The organism is Agilicoccus flavus (assembly GCF_014857905.1).
In the GTDB taxonomy this organism is placed as follows: Bacteria; Actinomycetota; Actinomycetes; order Actinomycetales; family Dermatophilaceae; genus Agilicoccus; species Agilicoccus flavus.
The window spans coordinates 79923-101846 of the sequence record NZ_JACYXE010000009.1 but is presented as its reverse complement, the minus strand read 5'-3'; the positions used below and the strand labels follow the sequence as shown (position 1 = coordinate 101846).

Sequence of the window (21924 nt, the reverse complement as noted above, 5' to 3'; positions counted from 1 at the left end):
GGGACCGCGTCGACGTGGCGGCGGACGTTGCCCGTCGTCGTCGTCACCCCGGCCCGGGTCAGGTAGTCCTCGACGAGCGCCCGCAGGGCCGGGCCGGTCGGCCGGCGACCCGCGCGGATGTCGCAGGTCGAGGCCTTGCTCTCCTGGATCGCGACGTTGGGGTCCAACGTCACGCCGAGGAGGTCGTTGGCCCCGTCGCCGGTGACGACGGCGCCCGTGCCGCCCTGACCCCAGTGGTAGGGCAGCCCGATCTGGTGCACCGTCTGCTCGCCGATGCGCAGCGGACGCATCCGCTCGGTGACGAGCACCCGCGCCTCGATCGCCGAGCGCGGCGAGACGATCGTCGCCCACCCGCCGTTCTCGAGGCCGCGTTCGGCGGCGAGCTCGGGCGAGACCTCGCAGAAGAACGCCGGCTGCAGTTCCGCGAGGTACGGCAGCCACCGGCTCATGCCGCCGGCCGTGTGGTGCTCGGTGAGCCGGTACGTCGTGAAGACGTACGGGTACACCGACGAGCCCGGGTCACCGGCCGAGGGGGCCGACGGGTTGTCGGGGCGGGGGTAGACGAACCGGGCCGGGTTGCGCTGCTGGTGGTACAGCGGGTTCGCGACCGGCGACTCCTGCGGCTCGTAGTGCGTCGGCATCGGCCCGTCGAGCAGCCCCTTGGGTGCGTACAGCCACCCCTTGCCGTCGGCCTGCATGACGAACGGGTCGTCGCCGGCCAGGCCCTCGATGCCCGCCGTGCCCTTCGGCGGGCGGTACGACGGCGGGGTGGTCAGGGGGAAGTCGGGCCGGTCGTGGCCGGTCCAGCGGCCCGCCTCCTCGTCCCACCAGACGTAGGCCTTGCGCTCGCTCCACGGCTTGCCGTCGAGGTCGGCCGAGGCGCGGTTGTAGAGGATGCGCCGGTTGTCCGGCCACGCCCAGCCCCACTCGGCCGAGACCCAGTTCTGCTCGGCGTCCGGCTTGCGCCGGTTGGCCTGGTTCACGCCGTCGGCGTAGACGCCGCAGTAGATCCAGCACCCGCCGCTCGTCGAGCCGTCGGCCTTCATCGACGAGTACATGGGCAGCATCTGGCCGGCCTTCTCGCCGGTGAGGAAGCGCCCGTTGATCTCCTGCAGGACGGCGTCGGCCTCGATCTCGCCGTGCTCGTCGACGGCGTAGTCCCACGTGAGGTCGAGCAGGGGCCGGTCGCGCGGGTCGGTGCTCTGCGCGAGCCGCTCCCGCAGGCGCAGCCCGAGCTTGTAGAAGAAGTCGAGGTCGCTCTGGCACTCGCCGGGCGGCGCCACGGCCGCCTCGCGCCACTGCAGCAGCCGCTGCGTCTGCGTGAACGTGCCGGACTTCTCGGCGTGGGAGGCGGGTGGGAGGAAGAACACCTCGGTCCCGATGTCCTCCGTCTTCATCTCGCCGGTCGCGATCTCGGGCCCGTCCTTCCAGAACGTGGCCGACTCGATGAGGTTGAGGTCGCGCACGACGAGCCACTTGAGGTTGCTCATGCCCGCGCGCTGCAATCGCCCGTGGCTCGCGCCCACGGCCGGGTTCTGGCCGAGGAGGAAGTAGCCCTCGACCGTGCCGTCGATCATGCCCATCGTCGTCGCGTACGTGTTGTGGTTGCCGTCGATCCGCGGCAGGTACGCGAACGCCCAGTCGTTGTCCTCGGTCGCCGCGTCGCCCCACCACGCCTTGAGCAGGTTGACGGCGTACGCGTCGGCGTTGACCCAGTACCCCTTCTGGCGCGGGGAGGCGATGCTCGCGATGTAGTCGTCGAAGTCGTCGTGCCGGCCCGCCCACGGCATGGGCAGGTAACCGGGCAGGAGGTTGAACAGCGTGGGGATGTCGGTGCTGCCCTGGATGCTCGCGTGCCCGCGCAGCGCCATGATTCCGCCGCCGGGCCGCCCGATGTTGCCGAGCAGCAGCTGGAGGATCGCGGCCGTGCGGATGTACTGCGCACCCAGACTGTGCTGGGTCCACCCGACGGCGTAGGCGAAGCACGAGGTCCGCTCGCGTCCGCTGTTCTCGGTCAACGCGTTCGCGAGGTAGGCGAAGTCGTCGGCCGAGATCCCGCACGTGCGCTCGACGAGTTCGGGCGTGTAGCGGGCGTAGTGCCGCCGCAGAACCTGCAGGACGCAGCGGGGGTGCTGCATCGTGTCGTCGCGTTCGACCTCGGCGTGCTCGAGCGACGGCCCGCCGGAGCCGTGCTCGTCGCCGGCGGAGCGTTCCTTGCGGCTGCTGCCGTGCTCGTCGCCCTCGCGCTCCGAGGACTGCTCGACGTGGTCGTCACCCGCGGCCGAGTCGTACCCCCACGACGTCATGTCGTAGGTGCCGGTCTCCGGGTCGTAGCCCGAGAAGATCCCGTCGAGCTCCTCGGTGTCCTGGAACGACTCGTCGACGAGCGTCGCGGCGTTCGTGTAGGCCCGCACGTACTCCTCGAAGTAGGAACCCGTCTCGAGCACGTGCCGGATGAGCGCGCCGAGCAGGACGATGTCGCTGCCCACGCGGATCGGGACGTGCTTGTCGGCCACGGCCGACGTGCGCGTGAACCGGGGGTCGATGTGGATGATCTTCGCGCCGCGCGCCTTGGCCTCCGTCACCCACTGGTAGGCGACGGGGTGGCACTCGGCCATGTTCGATCCCTGGATGACGACACAGTCGGCGTTGGCCATGTCCTGGACGAACTGAGTGGCGCCGCCCCGCCCGAACGAGGCCCCCAGACTGGGGACCGTGGAGCTGTGTCAAATACGCGCCTGGTTCTCGATCTGCACCGCGCCCAGCCCCGTGAAGAGCTTTTTGATGAGGTAGTTCTCCTCGTTGTCGAGCGCCGCGCCGCCGAGGGCCGCGATCCCCATGGTCCGGTTGAGCCGCAGGCCGCGGGCGTCGGTGTCCTGCCACGTGCGGCGGCGGGTCTCGAGGATGCGGTCGGCGATCATGTCGGTCGCCGTCTCGAGGTCGAGGTGGGTCCACTCGGTGGCGTGCGGGGCCCGGTACATGACCTTCGTGACCCGCGTGGGCGAGGTGACGAGCTGGGTGCTCGCGCTGCCCTTGGGGCAGAGGCGACCGCGGCTGATCGGCGAGTCGGGGTCGCCCTCGATCTGCACGATCTTCTCGTCCTTGACGAAGATCTTCTGACCGCAGCCGACCGCGCAGTACGGGCAGACGCTGCGCGCCACCCGGTCGGCCGTCGTCGTGCGCGGCTGCCGCGCGCGCGTGCGCGCCGACGTCACCGCCGCGCCGCGACCCAGCAGGTCGCCCGAGCGCACCTGGCGCAGCACCGGCCAGTCGAGGAACGTCCTGCGTGTGCCGCTCATCGCGAACCTCCGCCGTGGTGGGAACAGCTGTCCCGGAAGGGTAACCCTGCGCCCCCGGGCGGCGCGCGCGGCGGGGCGGGGTGAGCCGGACCGTTGTGCTCGCCGACCGACTGCACTGTCGAGGACGCTGAACCGTCCACCCGGTACAGCTCGGGCCCGTAGTCTGGTCCCGTCACGATCGGACGACGAAGGGGTCGATGAGGATGGGCGTGTTCCCGCGCGTGGTCATGGACGAGTCGCACAGCGAGGCCTGGTCGCTCGACCCGGCCGTCGCGGCCCGCATCAACCCGGCCCAGCCGGCGGACGCCTCCTACGCACTGGCCGCCGAGGCGTTGCGTCACCGGGGGTTCGAGGTGGTCGCGCACACGCAGGGGCCGATCGACCAGGCCGTGGCGCCGGGGGACGTCCTCGTGATCGCCCACCCCGCGCAGCTCGGCTCGGAGCGCAGCTCGGGGGCCGGGTCTCCGGTCTTCGCCGCCGGCGAGATCGACGCGCTCGAGGCGTTCGTCCACGCGGGCGGCGGCCTCGTCGTCCTCGCCGAGTGCGACCAGGACAAGTACGGCACCAACCTCGACGAGCTGCTGCGCCGCTTCGGGGTGCACGTCCGGAGCCTGACGTGCCACGACGGCACGAGCCGGCACAACCGCGTCTCGGCGTGGGTCCTCGCCGACCTCGGTGCGGGGGCCGGCCAGGGCGTGCTCGCCGGCGTGGGGCAGGTCTGCTTCTACCGTGCGGGCGCGTTGGAGGTCGGGGGCGAGCAGGCGGGTGGTGGCGCCGCCGCGCAGGTGCTCGCCCGGACGGGCGCGCAGGCGTTCCCGCCGGGCGCGCCGCTGGCGGCGGCGGTGCGGGTCGGCCGCGGGCGGGTCGTCGTCTTCGCCGACTCCGACCTCTTCGGGGACGACTCCATCGCCGAGCTCGACCACCGCACGCTGTGGACCAACGCGGTGACGTGGGCCGCGGGCTCGGCGGCGGCGGCCCCCGAGCCCCGCGCGCCCGGGCGGGCGTGGGCGAGCGACCCCCGTTGGCTCGACCTCAAGGCGGCCGTCGAGGCGCTGCGGCCGCTGCAGGTGAAGGACGGCTCGATTCCCGACGCCGGTCAGCACGGCGTCGCGGCCGCGCTCGTCGGCCGCGTCGTCGCCGGGATCGCCGCGCTCGCGCCCGAGTTCCCGCACGACGCCGAGTACCTCGACGCAGTCCGGGCCGACCTGGCGCGCTGGGCCGACACCGGGTTCGGGGTGCCCGACTTCCTCGACTCGCTCCTGGCCTTCCGCCCCGAGCGCAGCCGCGCCGACGGGGTCGTCCACCTCGTCGTCTTCCCGATGTACACCCAGAACGGCAACCCGAACCGCAACGTCGAGGCCGTGCTGTGCTCGGTCTTCTGGCCCGACTGGCTCGCGCAGATCGAGCGCGACTTCGACAACCCGGCGTTCCTGTCGTTCGACTTCGTCGACTTCACGAGCGGCTACGACACGAACTCCGCCGTCCTCTTCCCCGAGACCGTCGCGGTCCGCGAGGTGCCGCGGTTCACGTGGGGCGCGATCTTCTCCGACCGGGAGGCCGCCCGGTTCCGGGCCGTCACCGGGGCGGCCGCGGACCTGCTCAAGCTCGACCTGCCGCCGGACGCCGAGCGGCTCGTCGTCTCGCAGGAGCTGGCCCAGTCGGTCTTCGCGATGTGGGACCTCGTCCACGACCGCACGCACAGCCACGGCGACCTGCCGTTCGACCCCTTCATGATCAAGCAGCGGATGCCGTTCTGGATGTACGCGCTCGAGGAGCTGCGCTGCGACCTCAACACGTTCCGCCAGGCCGTCGTCCTCGAGGGGCGCGGCCAGCCGTTCGCCCGGGGCGTGCAGTACGCGATCGTCTTCGACCGGATCTTCCGGTTCGCGATCACCGGGGAGCGGGTCCGCAACTACGACGGGCTCGGCGGGCAACTGCTCTTCGCCTACCTGCACCGCCACGACGCGCTGCGCTGGACCGACAACCGGCTCACCTTCGACTGGCGCCGCGTGCCCGAGACCGTCGTCGCCCTGTGCGACGAGGTCGAGGCGCTCTACCGCGACGGCATCGACCGCAGCAAGGTCGCCCACTGGATCGCCTCCTACGCGTTCGTCAGCGCGCACGTCGCCCCGCACCCGCGCTCGACGTGGGCCAAGGGACCGGACGCCCTCCCGCTCGACGGGCCGCCCCGGGGGCTCGTCGACCTCGTCCTGCCCGACGAGTTCCCGCTCAACGTCTTCTTCGAGGCGCTGCGCGGCAAGCTCGCGCCCGTCGTCGCCTCCACGCGCGGGATCACCGGGCGCGGGCACCACGAGGTGACCGCCGGCGACGGCGACTCCGGCGAGGGTTCCGCCGGTCGCGCCCCGTCTTCGTCGCCGTCACAGCCACCCGCTCGCGAGACGCAGGGGGTGCCGGCATGAGCGCGCCCGAGGCCTCGACGCCGGACCTGACCGGGCGGGTCGTCGTCGTCGCGGGCGCCGCCGGGGCGGCGGGTCCGCCGCTCGTCTCCGCGCTCGCCGTGGCCGGCGCCCATGTCGTCGCGGCGGGCCGGGACGCCGCGCGCCTCGCCCCGGTCGTCGACGCCGCCACCGCGGCGGCCACCGCGGCCGGGTCCGGGGGGCGGGCGCAGGCCGCGGTCGTCGACCTCCTCGACGAGGCGGCCATCTCCGCGTGGGCGGCCGGCGTCCGTGCCGAGCACGGTCGGGTCGACGGGCTCGTGCACCTCGTCGGCGGCTGGCGGGGCGGAAAGGGGATCGTGGGGAGCGACCTCGCCGACTGGGCGTGGCTGCAGGACATGATCGTCGTCACGCTGGCGCACACGACGCGCGCGTTCCACGACGACCTCGTCTCCTCCGGGGGCCGGCTCGCGATCGTGTCGACGGTCCAGGTCGAAGCGCCCACCGCGACGAACGCGGCCTACGCCGCGGCCAAGGCCGCCGCGGAGGCGTGGACCCTCGCCGTGGGCGACTCGTTCGCCCGCGCGGCGTCGGGCGCCGGTCGAGGTGTCGCAGAAGCGGGCAACGTCACGGCCGACGAGGCGGCCCGGCCGGCCGCGGCGGCCGTGATCGTCCGCGTGAAGGCGCTGCTCACCGACGTCATGCGCGCCGCGAAACCCGACGCGGCCTTCTCGGGGTACACCCACGTGGACGACCTCGCCACCCGGCTCACGCGCCTCTGGGACACCCCGGCCGACGAGCTCGTCGGCCGACGCGAGACCCTCGTGCCGTGAACGCACGACACGACGACCAGACCGATCACGGCGAACAGGGTGAGGCGCGCGCGGCCGACACCGCGGAGGAGACCCGCGAGGCGGCGCTGTCCGCGCCGCGGCCCGGCGGCACCCCGCACGCCGGCCTCACCCGCCTGCACGACGCCGACTTCCGCGGCTTCGCCAGCGACAACTACTCGGGGGTGCACCCCGAGGTGCTCGAGGCGCTCACGCTCGCCAACGGCGGGCACCAGCGCGCCTACGGCGCCGATGCGTACACGGCCGCCCTCGCCGACGCGGTCCGGCGCGAGTTCGGGGACCGCGCGGAGGTGTACCCGGTGTTCAACGGGACCGGCGCGAACGTCGTCTCGCTCGACCTCATGACGCAGCGGTGGGACAGCGTCGTGTGCGCCCGCAGCGCCCACATCAACACCGACGAGTGCGGGGCCCCCGAGAAGATCGCGGGGCTCAAGCTCGAGACGGTCGAGACCCCCGACGGCAAGCTCACGCCCGAGCTCGTCGACCGGGTGGCCTACGGGTGGGGCGACGAGCACCACGCGCAGCCCGCGGTCGTGTCCGTCACGCAGAGCACCGAGCTGGGCACGCTGTACACGCCCGACGAGCTGCGTGCCGTCGCCGACCACGCCCACGCCAAGGGGATGCGGGTGCACCTCGACGGCGCCCGCCTGGCGAACGCCGCGGTCGCGCTGGGGGTGCCGCTGCGCGCGATCACGACCGACGTCGCGGTCGACGTCCTCTCCTTCGGCGGGACGAAGAACGGGCTCATGGGCGCCGAGGCCGTCGTCGTGCTCGATCCCGACGCCGTGAGCCGGCCGTTGTTCGCCCGCAAGCTCAACGGCCAGCTCGCCTCGAAGATGCGGTTCCTGTCGGTGCAACTGCTCACCCTGCTCGAGGGGGAGCTGTGGCGCCGTGGGGCCGGCCACGCCAACGACATGGCGCGGCGGCTGGCCGACGCCGTCCGCGACATCGACGGCGTCCGCCTCACGCGCGAGCCCGCCGCCAACGCCGTGTTCGCGATCCTGCCGCCCGAGGTGACCCGGCGGGTGCAGGCCCGCTACCCCTTCTACGTGTGGGACGAGGCGACCGGCGAGGTGCGCTGGATGTGCAGCTTCGACACGACCGAGGGCGACGTCGCGGGGTTCGCCGACGCCCTGCGGGAGGAGTCGGCCGCCCGCTGACGGGCGTGGCGCCGGGCCGTCGACCGGTCGGTCGACCCCTCCGGCGCACTCACCAGCGGGTGTGTACGTGCTCGCGGATCCGCTCGTCGTAGATCCGTTCGATGCGCGCGAGGGTGCCGGCGTCGAGTCGGGTGAGGTCGGCCGCCGCCGCGTTGCCGCGGGCCTGCTCACCGTTCCGGGCACCGGGGATGACGGTGCTCACGCCGGGCTGGTCGAGGATCCACCGCAGCGCCACCTGCGCCGTGCCGACGCCGTCGGGGGTGAGCGCGGCGACCTCGCGGGCGGCGGCGACGCCCACCTCGAAGGGGACCCCGGCGAAGGTCTCGCCGACGTCGAACGCCTCCCCGCGGCGGTTGAAGGTCCGGTGGTCGTCGGCGTCGAAGGTCGTCGACTCGTCGTAGCGGCCCGTCAGCAGCCCGCTCGCCAGCGGCACTCGCGCGATGATGCCGACCCCCGCGGCCGCGGCAGCGGGCAGCACCCGCTCCAGCGGCTTGCGCCGGAAGGCGTTGACGATGATCTGGACCGTGGCGACATGCGGTCGCGCGATGGCGCTCAGGGCCTCCTCGCACGTCTCGACCGAGACCCCGTAGGCCGCCGTGCGGCCCTCCTCCACCAGGGTGTCGAGGTCGTCGAAGACCTGGTCGAGGGAGTACACGGGCGTCGGCGGGCAGTGCAGCTGCACGAGGTCGAGCCGGTCGACGCCCAGGTTGGCGCGACTGTCGTCGTTCCACCGGCGGAACGCATCGAGGGTGTAGGCCGAGGGGTCGTGGGGATCGGCGCGTCGGCCCATCTTCGTCGCGACGACCAGGGGCGACGTCCCCGGCCCGCCGCTTCCTGCCCGCTCGGCGAGGAAGCGTCCGATGAGTCGCTCGTTGCGCCCGTCGCCGTACACGTCCGCGGTGTCGAGGAACGTGACGCCCGCGTCGGCCGCGGCCTCCAGCGTGGCCAGGGCGTCGTCCTCGTCGACCTCACCCCAGCCGCCCCCGATCTGCCAGCAGCCGAGCCCGATGACGCCGACCTCGCGCCCTGTCCGTCCGAGAATGCGCGTCTCCATGGTCGGCGAGTCTAGGCGCGCGCGGCGGCACCAGGGTCGTCGAACGACCCGGTCCGGGCGCGGCGATCGGGCTCAGCCGCCCGCGCGTCGGGCGGTGAGGATGCGGTACTCCCAGTCCATGCCCGCCTCGTCGCCCCCGCCGGTTCGCCCGTCGGCGGCGAGCGCGTCGGCGGCGAGGGCGTCGAGCGCCGCGTCCAGTTCGTCGCCGCGGCCCTGTCGCCCCGCATACGCACGTACCGCGATGGTCGGCCCGTAGGTCGCCGCGAAGTACTCCCTGAACTGCTGCGGGGTCTCGAAGCGGGTCACGCGGAGTGTGGCGACCCGGGAGACGACGTCGGTGACGCCCGATCCGAGCAGCTCACGCACGTACGCCTCGTCGCCCCACAGGGGAGGCGGGGACGCCCCGGGGGGTGGCGGCGGGGCGAAGGGGCGCATGACGGCGAACATCCTCCCGATGAACCCGCCCGGCGTCCACGCGAGGATCCCGATGCGGCCTCCGGGGCGGCAGATGCGCACGAGCTCGGCCGCAGCCAGGGCGTGGTGCGGCGCGAACATCACCCCGATGCAGGAGGTGACGACGTCGAACTGGCCGTCATCGCACGGGAGGTGCTCCACGTCGGCGGTGCGCCAGGGCAGGGTGAGGCCCTCGGCCTCGGCGCGCGCCCGTCCCGCGTCGACGAGTTCGGGCGTGAGGTCGGAGGCCGTGACTTCGGCCCCGACGCGCGCCGCCGCGAGGGCGGCGTTCCTCGCTCCCGCACACGCCACGTCGTGGACGCCTTCGCCGGCGGAGACGCCGAGCGCTGCGACGAGGGCGGGGCCGAGCGGGGCCACGAGGTCGCGGGCCAGGCGCGGATAGTCGCCGGTGGCCCACATGGCGCGGTGGGCCGCCTTGAGTGCGAGGTCGGCGGTCAGTGCGTCGTGGGCCCCTCGTGCAGAGGCGGTCGTGTCGGCTGTGGCGGTCCCGTCGGTCGGGTGCGAAGCGGAGTCGGTCGACGTCGGGGGCGGGGCGGGGCGAGCGAAGGTCGTCATGCCATCGACGGTCCTCCGCGGCGGGGCATCGGCCCAGTCCAGGATCTGTACCTGTCCGGTACAGCTTCATGGACCGATACTGGTGGAAGGAGGCCGCCATGGAGTCCGAACGTCTCACGTACGGGCAATACTGTCCCCTCTCGCGCGCACTCGACGTCCTCGGCGAACGCTGGTCGTTCCTCATCCTGCGTGACCTCACCCTGGGGACCACCCGGTTCAACGACCTGTCCCGCGGCCTGCCGGGGCTGTCTCGCAGCCTGCTCGCCAAGCGCCTGCGTCGTCTCGTCGCCGACGGAGTCGTCGAGCGACTCGACGGGGCCTACCTGCTCACGGACGCGGGCCGGGCGCTGCAGCCCGTCCTCTGGGGGCTCGGGGAATGGGGCAGCCGGTGGGCGTTCGGCGACCCGCAGCCGACAGAACTCGACCCGGACCTGCTCGCCTGGTGGATGCACGCCCGCCTCGACACCCCCGACTGGCCGGGCCACCGCCACGTCATCGAGCTGACGTTCGCCGACCACCCACGGCGCTTCTGGTTCGTCATCGAGCGGGGGACGCCGTCGGTGTGTCGCACGGACGCCGGGTACGCCGTCGACGTCGTGCGGCGGGCCGAGCTCGCGGCCCTGTACCTGGTGTGGCTCGGCCGCCTGACGTTGTCGGCGGCCCTGCGCGACGGGCGGGTGACCTGCCAGGGCCCGGCGGCGTTGACCCGCCGGCTGGGGCGGGTCCTGCGGCTCAGTCCCCTCGTGGCCGCCCCTGCCTGAGGGGCGCGGCCCGATCCGCGGGGTCGGTCACCGTTCCGGGCGCAGCGGTTCCGGGCGCTTGGGGGTGCGGTGGTCGCCGGAGGAGCGCCCCGTGAGCCGGCGCTGCACCCACGGCCCGAGGTGCTCACGGGCCCAGGCGCGGTCGGCGCGCAGTCGGTCGACGCGCGGCACCGGCGGCGCGGGCGGGAGCGGGGTGGCCCACTCGGTCTCCTCCGGGGCGTGGCCGAGCGCGGCGAAGGCGGCGAGCGCCACCCGGCGGTGCCCCTCGGGGGTCATGTGGATGCGGTCCTCGCTCCACATGCGCCAGTCCTTGAGGGCGTCGAGGCCCCACTGGTCGATGACGGCGCAGCCGTGCCGGCGGGCGATGGACCAGATGTGCGCCGTGAACGTGGCGTGCCGCCCGCGTACGTGCCGAATGACGGGGGCGTCGCGCGGGTCCGTGGGGGTCGCGAGGAGGACGTCGGCGCCCGTCGCGCGGATCCGGACGACGGCCTCCTCGAGCCGCCCGGCGAGCGCGTCGATGTCGGCCTTCGGGCGCAGGATGTCGTTGCCCCCGCCCACGATGCTCACGAGGTCCGGCTCCAGCGCGAGAGCGGCGGGCAGCTGGTGGCCGGTGACGTCGTCGAGCAGCCGCCCGCGCACCGCGAGGTTGGCGTAGGTGAACTCGCCCTCGGCGACGGCGGCGAGGTGGGCGGCGAGACGATCGGCCCAACCGACGTAGACGTCGGCCCGGGTGGGGTGGGCGTCGCTCATGCCCTCGGTGAACGAGTCGCCGATCGCGACGTAACGGGTCCACACGCGGGCGTCGGTCACGGCAGGCTCCAGTCGATGGGGTCGGCGCCCTGCTCGCGCAGGAGCTCGTTAGCCCGGCTGAACGGCCGGGACCCGAAGAACCCGGACCGCGCCGAGAGCGGGGAGGGGTGCGCGCTCTCGACGCAGGGGATGCCGTGCAGGTGCAGGGCGAGGTTGCGGGCGTCGCGCCCCCAGAGGATCGCGACGAGCGGCTGACCGGCGGCGGCCCGCTCGACCAGGGCCTCGATGGCCCGCGCCGTCACCTCCTCCCAGCCCTTGCCGCGGTGGCTCGCGGAGGCGCCGGGGGCCACGGTGAGGACACGGTTGAGCAGGAGCACGCCCCGGTCGGCCCACGGTGTGAGGTCGCCGGTGCTCGGGCGCGCGACCCCGAGGTCGGTGGTCAGCTCCTGGTAGATGTTGGCCAGGCTCTTGGGGATGGGGCTGACGTCGGGGGCGACGGAGAAGGACAACCCGACGGCGTGGCCGGGAGTGGGGTAGGGGTCCTGCCCGACGATGAGCGCGCGCACGTCGGGCAGGGGCCGCTCGAACGCCCGCAGGACGTGCGCGCCGCCGGGGAGGTAGGAGCGCCCGGCCGCGAGCTCGGCGCGCAGGAACTCGCCCATGCGCGTGACCTGGTCGGCGACCGGTTCCAGCGCCTGCGCCCACGTGGGGTGCACGAGCTCGGACAGGGGGCGCGGCTCGCTCATGCGCCTCACCCTAGAGGCTGGGTCCGACATCCACCGGGCCGCTCCGAGTCGGCCGCCGGGTGAATGACACCGGTGTGCTTTCGTGCGACCATGACAACCGGACCGCCAGAGGAGGGGACGTGATGGGGACGAGCGCACACGCACCGGTGTTGACGCAGGGTCGGCGCGAGCTCAACGACTCCGAACGCGAGATCCTCGCGTTCGAGCGGCAGTGGTGGAAGTACCCGGGCGCCAAGGAGCAGTCCATCAAGGACCTCTTCGACATGAACTCGACGCGGTACTACCAGACCCTCAACGCGCTCATCGACACCGAAGCGGCGCTCGCCCACGACCCGATGCTCGTCAAGCGGCTGCGGCGGATGCGCGCCTCCCGCCAGAAGGCGCGCTCGGCCCGCCGCCTCGCCGGCGACCTCTGACACGCGCCCCAGACCCCCGCGCGGCCCGTCCACCCCACCGGTGGGCGGGCCGAGTCATTTGCACTCACCATGCCCGAGTGCTAATCATGGGATTAGCACTCTCCCTCGTCGAGTGACAGAACAGGCGGCTCCGGCCGGCGTTCCGGACCGCGGCGAGGTGGGGGTGAGGAGCACCATCCTGAACGGACCGGACCGATGAGGCCCGGTGGTCGCGGCGCGAACGGCGCGTCCGCCCCGGGTCGTCCGTCGCGGGCATCGCCCGGTCACCTCAAACCCGTTTCGTGTGGGAGGAACCACCGCACATGGCCAAGATCATCGCCTTCGACGAAGAGGCTCGCCGCGGACTCGAGCGGGGCATGAACCAGCTCGCCGACGCCGTCCGGGTCACCCTGGGCCCCAAGGGCCGCAACGTCGTCCTGGAGAAGAAGTGGGGCGCCCCCACGATCACCAACGACGGCGTCTCCATCGCCAAGGAGATCGAGCTCGAGGACCCGTACGAGAAGATCGGCGCGGAACTCGTCAAGGAAGTTGCCAAGAAGACCGACGACGTCGCCGGTGACGGCACGACGACGGCCACCGTGCTCGCCCAGGCGCTCGTGCGCGAGGGCCTGCGCAACGTCGCCGCCGGCGCCAACCCGATGGCCCTCAAGCGCGGCATCGAGAAGGCCACCCAGGCCGTCTCCGACGAGCTGCTCAGCATGGCCAAGGACGTCGAGACCAAGGAGCAGATCGCCGCGACCGCGTCGATCTCCGCCGCCGACCCGCAGATCGGCGAGATGATCGCCGAGGCCATGGACAAGGTCGGCAAGGAAGGCGTCATCACCGTCGAGGAGAGCAACACCTTCGGGCTCGAGCTCGAGCTCACCGAGGGCATGCGCTTCGACAAGGGCTACATCAGCCAGTACTTCGTCACCGACCCGGAGCGCATGGAGGCCGTCCTCGAGGACGCCTACGTGCTCGTCGTCAACAGCAAGATCGGGTCCATCAAGGACCTCATCCCGCTGCTCGACAAGACGAAGCAGGCCGGCAAGCCGCTGCTCATCATCGCCGAGGACGTCGAGGGCGAGGCCCTCGCGACGCTGGTCCTCAACCAGATCCGCCGCATCATCAACGTCGTCGCCGTCAAGGCCCCCGGGTTCGGCGACCGCCGCAAGGCGATGCTCGGCGACATCGCGATCCTCACGGGTGGCCAGGTCATCTCCGAGGAGGTCGGCCTCAAGCTCGAGAGCGCGGAGCTCGACATGCTCGGCACGGCCCGCAAGGTCGTCGTGACCAAGGACGAGACGACGATCGTCGAGGGCGGCGGCGACGCCGACCAGATCGCCGGTCGCGTCAACCAGATCCGGTCCGAGATCGAGCGCAGCGACTCCGACTACGACCGCGAGAAGCTCCAGGAGCGCCTCGCCAAGCTCGCCGGCGGCGTGGCCGTCATCAAGGCGGGCGCGGCCACCGAGGTCGAGCTCAAGGAGCGCAAGCACCGCATCGAGGACGCCGTCCGCAACGCGAAGGCCGCCGTCGAGGAGGGCATCGTCGCCGGTGGTGGCGTCGCCCTCCTGCAGGCGACGGACGCCGCGTTCGGCAAGCTGTCCCTGACCGGTGACGAGGCCACGGGCGCGAACATCGTCCGCGTCGCCTCCGAGGCCCCGCTCAAGCAGATCGCGATCAACGCCGGTCTCGAGGGCGGCGTCGTGGCGGAGAAGGTGCGTAACCTCCCCGCCGGCCAGGGTCTGGACGCGGCCACGGGCGAGTACGTCGACCTCATCAAGGCCGGCATCATCGACCCGGCCAAGGTGACGCGCTCGGCGCTGCAGAACGCCGCGAGCATCGCCGCGCTGTTCCTCACCACCGAGGCCGTCGTGGCCGACAAGCCGGAGAAGGCCGCCGCGCCTGCCGGTGGCGGCGACGACATGGGTGGCATGGGCGGCATGGGCTTCTGAGCCCTTCGCCTCACCCCGATCGACGAGACGGGCCGCATCCCTTCGGGGGTGCGGCCCGTCCCGCGTGGTCGACCACCTGCTGGACCATGCCGGGCCGGCTCGGGTGTGCCGCCGTGTCGGCACAGCTCGCCACTCCGGCATCGCCGACATCGGGTCGGGCTCGAGGCCTTTCTCGGGGGCATCGAAGGTCATGGCCAAGGTATGTACCCGAGGTCGATAGTTTGTCCTCATGACCGTCAAGCGCACCACCATCGAACTCGACGAGGCTCTCGCCTCCCGGGCGCTCGACGCGACGGGAGGCACGTTGCGCGCCACGGTCGAGAGGGGGCTACGGCTCGTGATCGAGCAGAGCGACGATGAGGAGCGACGCCGCCAAGACGCCCTCGACCGACACCTTTCGAGCGCACCCGCGAGCGTCGACGTCGGCGTCCTGTTGCCGGGCGACGCATGGCGCTGAACCTCTGGATCATCGACAAGAGCGCTCACGTCCGCCTGGCCGACGGGACCCCTTTGCCCGCGGGGATCAGCCCGGCCCGGTCGGCGATCTGTGAGATGGGCGTCCTCGAGTGGTTGTACTCGGCGCGGTCGGCCCGTGACGACGACCTGGAGTGTGCCGCACTGCGTGACACGTTCTCCGTGCTGGATGCTCCCGCGGACATCTTCGATCGTGTGCTGCGGCTCCAGGCCGACCTCGCCCGTCATCAGAGCAGGTGGCACCGGCGGGCGATCGGAGACCTCTTCATCGCCGAGACCGCCCTGTCGCACCAGGCCGGTGTGCTGCATGCCGACGGTGACGTCGACCTGATCGGACAGGTCCGTCCCGGACTCCTCCTGCAGGCTCTCTGACGGCCCTGGTCTCAGCACGGCGGTTCGCGAGGCGACCCGGGTTCGTGCGGAGGGGGCCACATGGCGAGGGCCGCCGGGGTGCGGAGCGCGTTGACGGCGCTCCGGGCGATCGCGCCGATGGCGGCGTCGACGCGGGGCTGGTGCATCTCCGGGCGGACGGAGACGGTCATGACCGCGACGGCGACGGGCAGCTCGTGGGGGAAGTGCACGACCGCCGCCTCGTGGCGCAGCCGGCCGAGCGTGCCGGTCTTGCCCGCGACGCCGACGTCGTCGTGTGGGAAGCCCGAGCCGATCCGGTGCCGCCAGGCCTGGCGGCGCATCGATTCCCGCACCCAGTCGTACTGCTCGCCGAGCCAGAGGATGCGCAGGATCGCCGTGAGTTCCCGGGCGGTTCCGGAACTCGTCATCGCCGAGTCGTATTCGCTCGTCCCGCGGTCGTGCCGAGGGTCGGCGAGGCGGCTCATCGCCTCGCTCAGGCTGCGCCCGCCGGTCTCCTCGATGATCCGGCGCAGGCTCTGCGCGGAGCCGCGACGCACCGCGGTCGCGGAGAGCCCGTGCCCGGCGAGCCACGCCGCGACGCGGGTGAGGCCGACGAGGTCGAGCAGCGCCTCGGCGCACGCGTTGTCGGAGACGGCGAGCATGAGCCGGACGGCGTCGCGCTGGGAGACCTCGACGTCGTCGGCGAGCGCGGCCACCCCGGTCTCGCCCGGGGCGCGGCCCCGCGACGGGAGCCGCAGCCGGGAGACGGGGTCGAACTCGCCGGCTGCGACGAGATCGGCCCAGGCGCCCGCCAACGCCGGCTTGTAGAGGGACGCGATCGCCGTCGGGGTGTCGGCCTCGACGGCGACCTCGGGTTCGAGCGCCTCGACGTCACGTCTCCCCGCCACCGGCGTGCTCGCCCCGGGCGCCTCCGCCTCTCGCGTCGTGGTCTCGACAGCCCGGGCGTGGACCCGCGCGTGCACGCCGGCGTCGGCCGCCAGGGCCCGGATCGTCTCCGCCGCGTCGTGCCACCGGGTCATCGGAGTAGCTCCTCGACCCGGGTCAGAAGGGCCGGCGCATCGACGCCGGAGCGCCGCACGCGCAGCGGGCCCATGACCACGCGCACCCGGATCTCGAGCGCCGCCACGGGCGCGGCGTCGACCTCGTGGCCCTCGCCGACGACGAGCGCCGCGGCACGGCCCGCCGCCACCCACGCGTCGCGCTCCGAGGCCGTGCCGAGCTCGACGACCGCCCCGCTGTGGCCGAGGCGCGCGAGGGCGTCGACGAGCTGGTCGTGCGCCGCAGGGTGGTGGCTGCGGGGCGGCACCGCGACGGGCAGCGCGATCGCGCCTCCCTCGGGGCCCTGCGCCACGAGCCGGGCCGGCGCCGAGAACACCGCCCCGGTGAGCAGGCCGTCGACGATGCAGGGGTGGCGGATCAGTGCGACGTCGACCTCGCCGTCGCGGGTCGCCTGCACGAGCGTGCTGCTCGGGCGGACGATCGGCAGCGGATTCCAGCCGTCGGCCGCGAGCGCGCGCAGCAGGCCGCCCCACCGTCCGAGCAGGTCGTCGGCGATGCCGAACCGGAGCGTCGCGCGAGGCGTCCAGGCGCGGGCCTGCGACACCCACCGGTCGGCGTCCCCGAGCAGGTCGCGTGCCGCGGGGAGCAGGTCGGCTCCGGCGGGCGTGAGCTGCACGCGCCGCGCGTCGCGGTCGAAGAGGCGCACGCCGAGATTCCGTTCGAGGCGCTGGATGCCCTGCGAGAGTGGCGGCTGGGCCATGCCGAGTTCGTCGGCGGCGTGGCCGAAGTGCAGGTGCTCGGCCACCGCGACGAAGAACCGGGCGTGACGAAGAAGGTCCACGACCCGACGATAGCGAGGGAATATCACGGGGCGCGGTTCATAGTCTTTGACTCTCGCTCGGCTCGGCGGGGACGATGAGCCGGTGCCGCTGCTCCGGGGGCAGGGAAGGGGATCGCCGATGCGGCGACGGGGATTCGCGGTTCTCATCAGCCTGATCGTGGTGGGGGTCGTCGCTGCGATCGCGATCGCGGGCGTCGTTCTCCTGCGCCCCGATCACCGGCAGGGAGCGCAGGAGTACGCCGAGGCCGCCGCCCGCAGCCTGGCGGCCGGGAGGGTGCCGGCGCCGGTCGACGTCGAGGAGGGCGCCGACGCCGCGGCCGCGCAGCAGCGCCTCACGGCCACGCTGGCGGGGATGGGCGGGATCCCGCACCGGGTCACGGTCGCGGGGCTGACCCTCGAGGAGGGGGAGGGCGCGGGGTCGGTCGCCCTCGACCACACGTGGACGGTGCACGCGGACAAGCAGCCGTGGACGTATCGCACGAGCATGCCCCTCCGCCGCGACGGCGACGTCTGGCGGGGCACGTGGTCGAACGCCGTCGTCGCGCCCGGCCTCGCGCCGACCGACCGCCTCGGCGCCACCCGGCGCGACGCCCCCCGCGGTCGCATCACCGGCGCCGGCGGCGCCGTGCTCGTCACCGAACGGGCCGTGCGCCGGATCGGGATCTCCCGCCCCGAGACCGCCTCGGTCGCCCAGGCCAGGACGTCGGCCCGGCGGCTCGCCGCGCTCATCGACATCGACCCGAGGGCGTACGAGGCGGCGGTCGCCGGCGCGGGCCCGCAGGCCTTCGTCGAGGCGATCGTCTACCGCGAGCCCAGCCGGGAGCTGGCCGCGATCGCCGGGCGGCTCGGCCCGATCCCGGGCGCGACCTCCGTCGCGGACGCCCGGCCGCTCGCCCCCAGCGCGACGTTCGCGGCGCCGATCCTCGGCCGGGTCGGCGAGGCCACCGCCGAGATCGTCGAGGCGTCGAAGGGGAAGGTCCGGGCCGGCGACACGACCGGTCTCGGCGGCCTGCAGTCCGCGCAGAACGACCGCCTCACGGGCAGCCCGGGATTCGTCGTCGAGGCGATCCCGACCGACGAAGGCAGCCCGAGGGCCTTGTTCGAGGTGCCGGCCCGTCGGGGGAGCGACGTCCGCGTGACGCTGGACCTCACCCGCCAGGTGGCCGCCGAGGCGGCGCTGGCCGGGGTGCGCCCGGCGAGCGCGATCGTCGCGATCCGCCCGTCCGACGGCCACGTGCTCGCCGCCGCGAGCGGACCCGGGGGCACGGGTGGGTCGACGGCGACCCTCGGGCAGTACGCGCCCGGGTCGACGTTCAAGGCCGTCACGGCCCTGGCCCTGCTGCGCGCCGGTCTCACCCCGCAGACACCGCTGGCCTGCGCGGCGACGACGACCGTCGACGGGCGGGTCTTCAAGAACTACGACGACTACCCGGCCGCGCGGCTCGGCCGGATCCCGCTGCAGGACGTCGTCGCCCACTCGTGCAACACCGGGCTCATCGCCGCCCGCGACCGCCTCGGCCCGGACTCCCTCGCCGAGGCGGCGGGCGCGCTCGGGCTCACTGCGACGCCGTCGCTCGGGGTACCGGCGGCCCTCGGCACGGTGCCGGCGACGACCGGCGGGACCGATGTGGCCGCCGCCGAGATCGGGCAGGGCCGGATCGTCAGCTCGCCGCTGGGCATGGCGACCGTCGCCGCGAGTATCGCGGCGGGCCGGCCGGTCCGCCCGGTGCTCGTCACCGAGCCGGCCGCGTCCGCGCCGTCGGCGACCCCGGTCGCCGCCCCCGTCACGGCGCCGGAGGCGCAGGCCCTGCGGGGCTTGCTGCGCCGGGTCGTCACCGGCGGCTCGGCCACCTTCCTCGCCCGGGCGCCCGGCGGGCCGGTCATGGCGAAGACCGGGACGGCCGAGTACGGCACCGACACCCCGCCGCGCACGCACGCGTGGATGATCGCGATCCAGGGCGACCTCGCGATCGCGGTCTTCGTCGCGGACGGCGCCGGCGGTGCGCGCACCGCCGGACCACTCCTGGCCGACGTCCTCGCCGACATCGCGACGGCGCCCTCGCGATGAGGTCGGCGACGTCGGGGCCTCGCGCCGACCTTCGACGACGGGCCGAGCTGCGGCGACGTCGACGCCTCGGCCGCGTGACTCGCCTCGGTACGGCACGGGCGGGGCGGGCTCACACCCCACCCGGCCTCACCCAGGAATCGGTCCGTTCGCGTCGTTCCAGGGTCGGGCGACCTCAGCCCCGCGCGCCCGCGTCGGCGGCGCGCTGCGGGGCGAGGACGGTGATCACGCTGGAGTCGTCGTCGGCGGCCTTGCCCTGCGCCTGGCCGAGCAGGTAGAGCTGCTCGGCGGCCGCGGCGATCGGGGTCGCCACGCCGGCGCCCCGGGCGGCGGTCGTGACGAGGCCCATGTCCTTGACGAAGATGTCGAGCCGGCTGCGCACCTCCGCGCCGCCGTCGCCGTACGCCTGCAGCATCCGGGGTCCGCGATCCCCGAGCATGAACGAGGCCGCGGCTCCGGCGCCGAGCGTCTCGAGCGCCAGGGCGGGGTCGAGGCCGAGCGCCTCCGCCAGGGCGAGCGCCTCCGCGCCCGCGGCGATGTGCACCCCGCACAGGAGCTGGTTGACGGTCTTCATGCACTGCCCGTCGCTGGGCTTGTCGCCGACCCGCGTCAGCGTCGAGGCCATGGCCTGCAGGACGGGCAGGGCGGCCGCCCAGGCCTCGTCGGTCGCGCCGACCGTGACGAGCAGGTCGCCGTTCCCGGCCCGGACGGGCCCGCCCGACACCGGCGCGTCGACGAGGCCGATGACGTCGCCCGCGAGCTCGGACGCGACGCGGCGCACCGCGTCGATGCCGACCGTGCTCGTCAGCAGGACCGTCGCACCCGGGGTCAGAACCGTCACGACCCCGTCGGAGGCACCCCAGAGGGCCTCGCGCAGCTGGGCGTCGTTGCGGACGGCGAGGAGGACGACGTCGGCGCCGGTCGCGGCTTCACGGGCGCCGGTGGCGGGGGTCGCGCCGAACTCGGCGCACGCGGCGGAACGGGCGGGGTCGAGGTCGTAGCCGCGCACGGCGAACCCGGTGGCGGCGAGGTGACGGGCCATCGGCGCGCCCATGGCGCCCAGGCCGAGGACGGCCACGGTCGTGGTGGTCATGAGGGTCTCCTTCGAGCAGGGGTGAGGTGCGGGGAACGGTCGTGCGGGGGCCCGGGCCGTCGCGCCGGGGAGCGACGGCCGAGGCCGGGTCTTCGCGCCGCCGGGCGTCGGCGGGTCGGGCGCGGCCGACGGGCGGGGGGCGAGGAGAAGGTCGGGCGCAGGCGCGGGGACCTCAGGCCGACAACGTGTCGACGACGTCGGCGAGCGACTCGGGGCCGCCGACGTTGCCGGCGAACACGATGTAGGGGATGCCGCGGGCGGGGCCGTCCATCGGTTCCCACAGCGAGACGATCCCGGGGAGCATCGGGCCGCGGACGTAGGCGCGGTCGATGGACAGGCCGCGGGAGGCGACGTCGGAGGAGGTGATGCCGCCCTTCGCCACGACGAAGCGCGGCGGGTACGCCGCGAGGATCCGCTGGGTGACCTCGACGACCGCCGAGGAGACGAGGCGGGCGATGGCGAGGGAGTCGTCGGCGTCGGCGCCCTTGACGAGGGTGCGCGAGGTGCGCACGGCGACGTTCCCGGAGGCCAGAGCCGCGACCGCGTCCGCCACGATCTGCGCGAGGTGGGCCTCGCGGGCCACCGCGTCGCGCACCGTCGCGACGTCGATCTCGAACTCGGTGGGTGCCGACCGTGCGCGCAGCGCCTCGAGCTGGCTCGTCGTCAGGGCAGTGTGGGAGCCGATCATGATGAGCCCGCCGACGGAGTCCTCCGCCACGCCGTCGACGCGGATGGCGCGCACCTCCCCGCCGGTCAGCGGCGTGCGCGGGGTCTGCCCGAGGCGGGCGCGCATGAAGGGCGGCCCGACCCGGTAGAGCAGCCGGACGCCGGTGGACTCGGCCCGCTCGAGCGCCGCCGACAGCAGGAGCAGGTCGTTCTCCTCGACGATGTCCACGACGAACGGCCGGCCGTCCCGCAGCGAGGTGAGGGCCGCCACGGTGGCCTCCGGGTCGGTGCGCAGCGTCGTGAGGTCGACGAAGGCGACGTCCTGCGCCGCCACGCGGCCGCCCGTCTTCTCGGCCACCCAGTCGGTCATCGCGGAGCTGCAGTACCCGAAGGTGGCGTCCGTCGCGAACTCCGACTCGCCGACCGGGACGAAGCCGGCCGCGTCGGATCCCGCGTAGTGGACGCCGCCGACGGTGATCCGGCCCGCGTCGCCGAAGGCAGGCACGACGACGACCCCGTCGACGCCCCGGCCGGTCGCCGCCTCGATCTCGGCGGCGAGGGTGTCGGTCTCCAACGGGAAGTGCCCGCGCAGCGTGGAGTCCGAGCGCGAGACGAAGTCGACGTCGACGCCGACCTTCGCCGCGGCCTCGAAGGCGGCGCGGGCGACCTCGACGTTGCGCTGCCGCGCGTCGGCCGGGTCGAGGCTGCGCGAGTTCGTCATGACGTAGACGGCCGGCCTGCCCTGGGAGAGTGCCCATTCCAGGCTCTCGACGCTCCAGCTCATCAGCACCGGGAGATCGGTCACCGACTGCGTGCCGGTCGGGTCGTCGTCGAGGACGACGAACACGCGCCGGGACCCGTCCACCCCCGCGGCGATCTCGGCGGGGTCGACGGCCGGGCCGGTCGGTCGGCCGGCGAGCAGGGTCTCGCGGGTCTGCGGCATCGGTGCGCACTCCTTCGTGGCAGGAATCAGAGGTCTGATCTCTTGGAGATTAGTGGAGGGGTGCGTCGG

General features: G+C 73.7%; 17 protein-coding genes and 1 pseudogene. 9 read left to right on the top strand and 9 right to left on the bottom strand.

The window, feature by feature from the left end; all coding sequences use genetic code 11:
• Nucleotides 1–29: 29 nt before the first annotated feature.
• Nucleotides 30–3299 (bottom strand): annotated as a pseudogene (gene fdh, locus ICW24_RS13885) (formate dehydrogenase); the annotation flags it as partial.
• 203 nt (nucleotides 3300–3502) lie between these two features.
• Here fdh and ICW24_RS19745 point away from each other — a divergent pair.
• The 3 genes from ICW24_RS19745 to ICW24_RS13870 all read left to right on the top strand — a co-directional run bounded on the left by ICW24_RS19745 (nucleotide 3503) and on the right by ICW24_RS13870 (nucleotide 7706).
• Nucleotides 3503–5719: a DUF6421 family protein gene (locus tag ICW24_RS19745; RefSeq protein ID WP_307781354.1), complete on the top strand. Its 2217-nt coding sequence runs from the start codon at nucleotides 3503–3505 to the stop codon at nucleotides 5717–5719.
• Nucleotides 5716–6528 carry an SDR family NAD(P)-dependent oxidoreductase gene (locus tag ICW24_RS13875; RefSeq protein ID WP_226346315.1) on the top strand — a complete coding sequence of 271 codons (813 nt, stop codon included), beginning with the start codon at nucleotides 5716–5718 and terminating at the stop codon, nucleotides 6526–6528. The genes ICW24_RS19745 and ICW24_RS13875 overlap by 4 nt, the downstream gene beginning before the upstream one ends.
• 86 nt (nucleotides 6529–6614) lie before the next feature.
• Entirely contained in the window at nucleotides 6615–7706 is a 1092-nt protein-coding gene (locus ICW24_RS13870; protein WP_226346455.1) for a threonine aldolase family protein, read from the top strand.
• 49 nt (nucleotides 7707–7755) lie between these two features.
• On the opposite strand, the gene ICW24_RS13865 is transcribed toward ICW24_RS13870, so the two are convergent.
• Together ICW24_RS13865 and ICW24_RS13860 are read right to left on the bottom strand one after the other, a co-directional pair.
• Entirely contained in the window at nucleotides 7756–8760 is a 1005-nt protein-coding gene (locus tag ICW24_RS13865) for an aldo/keto reductase (RefSeq protein WP_226346314.1), read from the bottom strand.
• Between the two features lie 72 nt (nucleotides 8761–8832).
• Nucleotides 8833–9789 carry a class I SAM-dependent methyltransferase gene (locus ICW24_RS13860; RefSeq protein ID WP_307781350.1) on the bottom strand — a complete coding sequence of 319 codons (957 nt, stop codon included), beginning with the start codon at nucleotides 9787–9789 and terminating at the stop codon, nucleotides 8833–8835.
• 98 nt (nucleotides 9790–9887) lie between these two features.
• Between ICW24_RS13860 and ICW24_RS13855 the strand changes: the two genes are divergently transcribed.
• The gene (locus tag ICW24_RS13855) at nucleotides 9888–10550 is read left to right on the top strand and encodes a winged helix-turn-helix transcriptional regulator (RefSeq protein ID WP_226346313.1); all 663 of its coding nucleotides are present in this window, start codon (nucleotides 9888–9890) and stop codon (nucleotides 10548–10550) included.
• A gap of 27 nt (nucleotides 10551–10577) precedes the next feature.
• Here ICW24_RS13855 and ICW24_RS13850 read toward each other — a convergent pair whose 3' ends face one another.
• Entirely contained in the window at nucleotides 10578–11303 is a 726-nt protein-coding gene (locus ICW24_RS13850) for an SGNH/GDSL hydrolase family protein (RefSeq protein WP_372360761.1), read from the bottom strand.
• Nucleotides 11304–11359: 56 nt separating this feature from the next.
• Complete coding sequence (locus ICW24_RS13845) at nucleotides 11360–12049, bottom strand: uracil-DNA glycosylase (RefSeq protein WP_226346311.1); 690 nt, start codon at nucleotides 12047–12049, stop codon at nucleotides 11360–11362.
• Between the two features lie 122 nt (nucleotides 12050–12171).
• On the opposite strand from ICW24_RS13845, the gene ICW24_RS13840 reads away from it, so the two are divergent.
• The 4 genes from ICW24_RS13840 to ICW24_RS13825 all read left to right on the top strand — a co-directional run bounded on the left by ICW24_RS13840 (nucleotide 12172) and on the right by ICW24_RS13825 (nucleotide 15248).
• Nucleotides 12172–12465 (top strand): DUF3263 domain-containing protein, encoded by a 294-nt coding sequence (locus ICW24_RS13840; protein ID WP_226346310.1) that lies wholly within the window; start codon nucleotides 12172–12174, stop codon nucleotides 12463–12465.
• A gap of 302 nt (nucleotides 12466–12767) precedes the next feature.
• Nucleotides 12768–14402 (top strand): chaperonin GroEL, encoded by a 1635-nt coding sequence (groL, locus tag ICW24_RS13835; protein WP_226346309.1) that lies wholly within the window; start codon nucleotides 12768–12770, stop codon nucleotides 14400–14402.
• A gap of 229 nt (nucleotides 14403–14631) precedes the next feature.
• Nucleotides 14632–14859, top strand: a complete 228-nt coding sequence (locus ICW24_RS13830; RefSeq protein WP_226346308.1) for a DUF2191 domain-containing protein — start codon at nucleotides 14632–14634, stop codon at nucleotides 14857–14859.
• Nucleotides 14850–15248, top strand: coding sequence for a PIN domain-containing protein (locus tag ICW24_RS13825; protein ID WP_226346307.1), 399 nt, complete (start codon nucleotides 14850–14852; stop codon nucleotides 15246–15248). The genes ICW24_RS13830 and ICW24_RS13825 overlap by 10 nt, the downstream gene beginning before the upstream one ends.
• A gap of 11 nt (nucleotides 15249–15259) precedes the next feature.
• Here ICW24_RS13825 and ICW24_RS13820 read toward each other — a convergent pair whose 3' ends face one another.
• Together ICW24_RS13820 and ICW24_RS19740 are read right to left on the bottom strand one after the other, a co-directional pair.
• Nucleotides 15260–16267 carry a serine hydrolase gene (locus tag ICW24_RS13820; RefSeq protein WP_226346306.1) on the bottom strand — a complete coding sequence of 336 codons (1008 nt, stop codon included), beginning with the start codon at nucleotides 16265–16267 and terminating at the stop codon, nucleotides 15260–15262.
• Entirely contained in the window at nucleotides 16264–17088 is an 825-nt protein-coding gene (locus ICW24_RS19740) for a LysR family transcriptional regulator (RefSeq protein ID WP_307781349.1), read from the bottom strand. Before ICW24_RS19740 ends, ICW24_RS13820 begins: the two co-directional genes overlap by 4 nt.
• Before the next feature lie 118 nt (nucleotides 17089–17206).
• On the opposite strand from ICW24_RS19740, the gene ICW24_RS13810 reads away from it, so the two are divergent.
• On the top strand, nucleotides 17207–19156 hold the full coding sequence (locus ICW24_RS13810; RefSeq protein ID WP_226346305.1) for a penicillin-binding transpeptidase domain-containing protein: 1950 nt from the start codon (nucleotides 17207–17209) through the stop codon (nucleotides 19154–19156).
• 172 nt (nucleotides 19157–19328) lie between these two features.
• Here the strand turns inward: ICW24_RS13810 and ICW24_RS13805 are convergent, their stop codons facing one another.
• Together ICW24_RS13805 and ICW24_RS13800 are read right to left on the bottom strand one after the other, a co-directional pair.
• Nucleotides 19329–20246 (bottom strand): NAD(P)-dependent oxidoreductase, encoded by a 918-nt coding sequence (locus ICW24_RS13805; protein ID WP_226346304.1) that lies wholly within the window; start codon nucleotides 20244–20246, stop codon nucleotides 19329–19331.
• A 172-nt stretch (nucleotides 20247–20418) separates the two neighbouring features.
• Entirely contained in the window at nucleotides 20419–21855 is a 1437-nt protein-coding gene (locus tag ICW24_RS13800; protein WP_226346303.1) for a four-carbon acid sugar kinase family protein, read from the bottom strand.
• Between the last annotated feature and the right edge of the window lie 69 nt (nucleotides 21856–21924).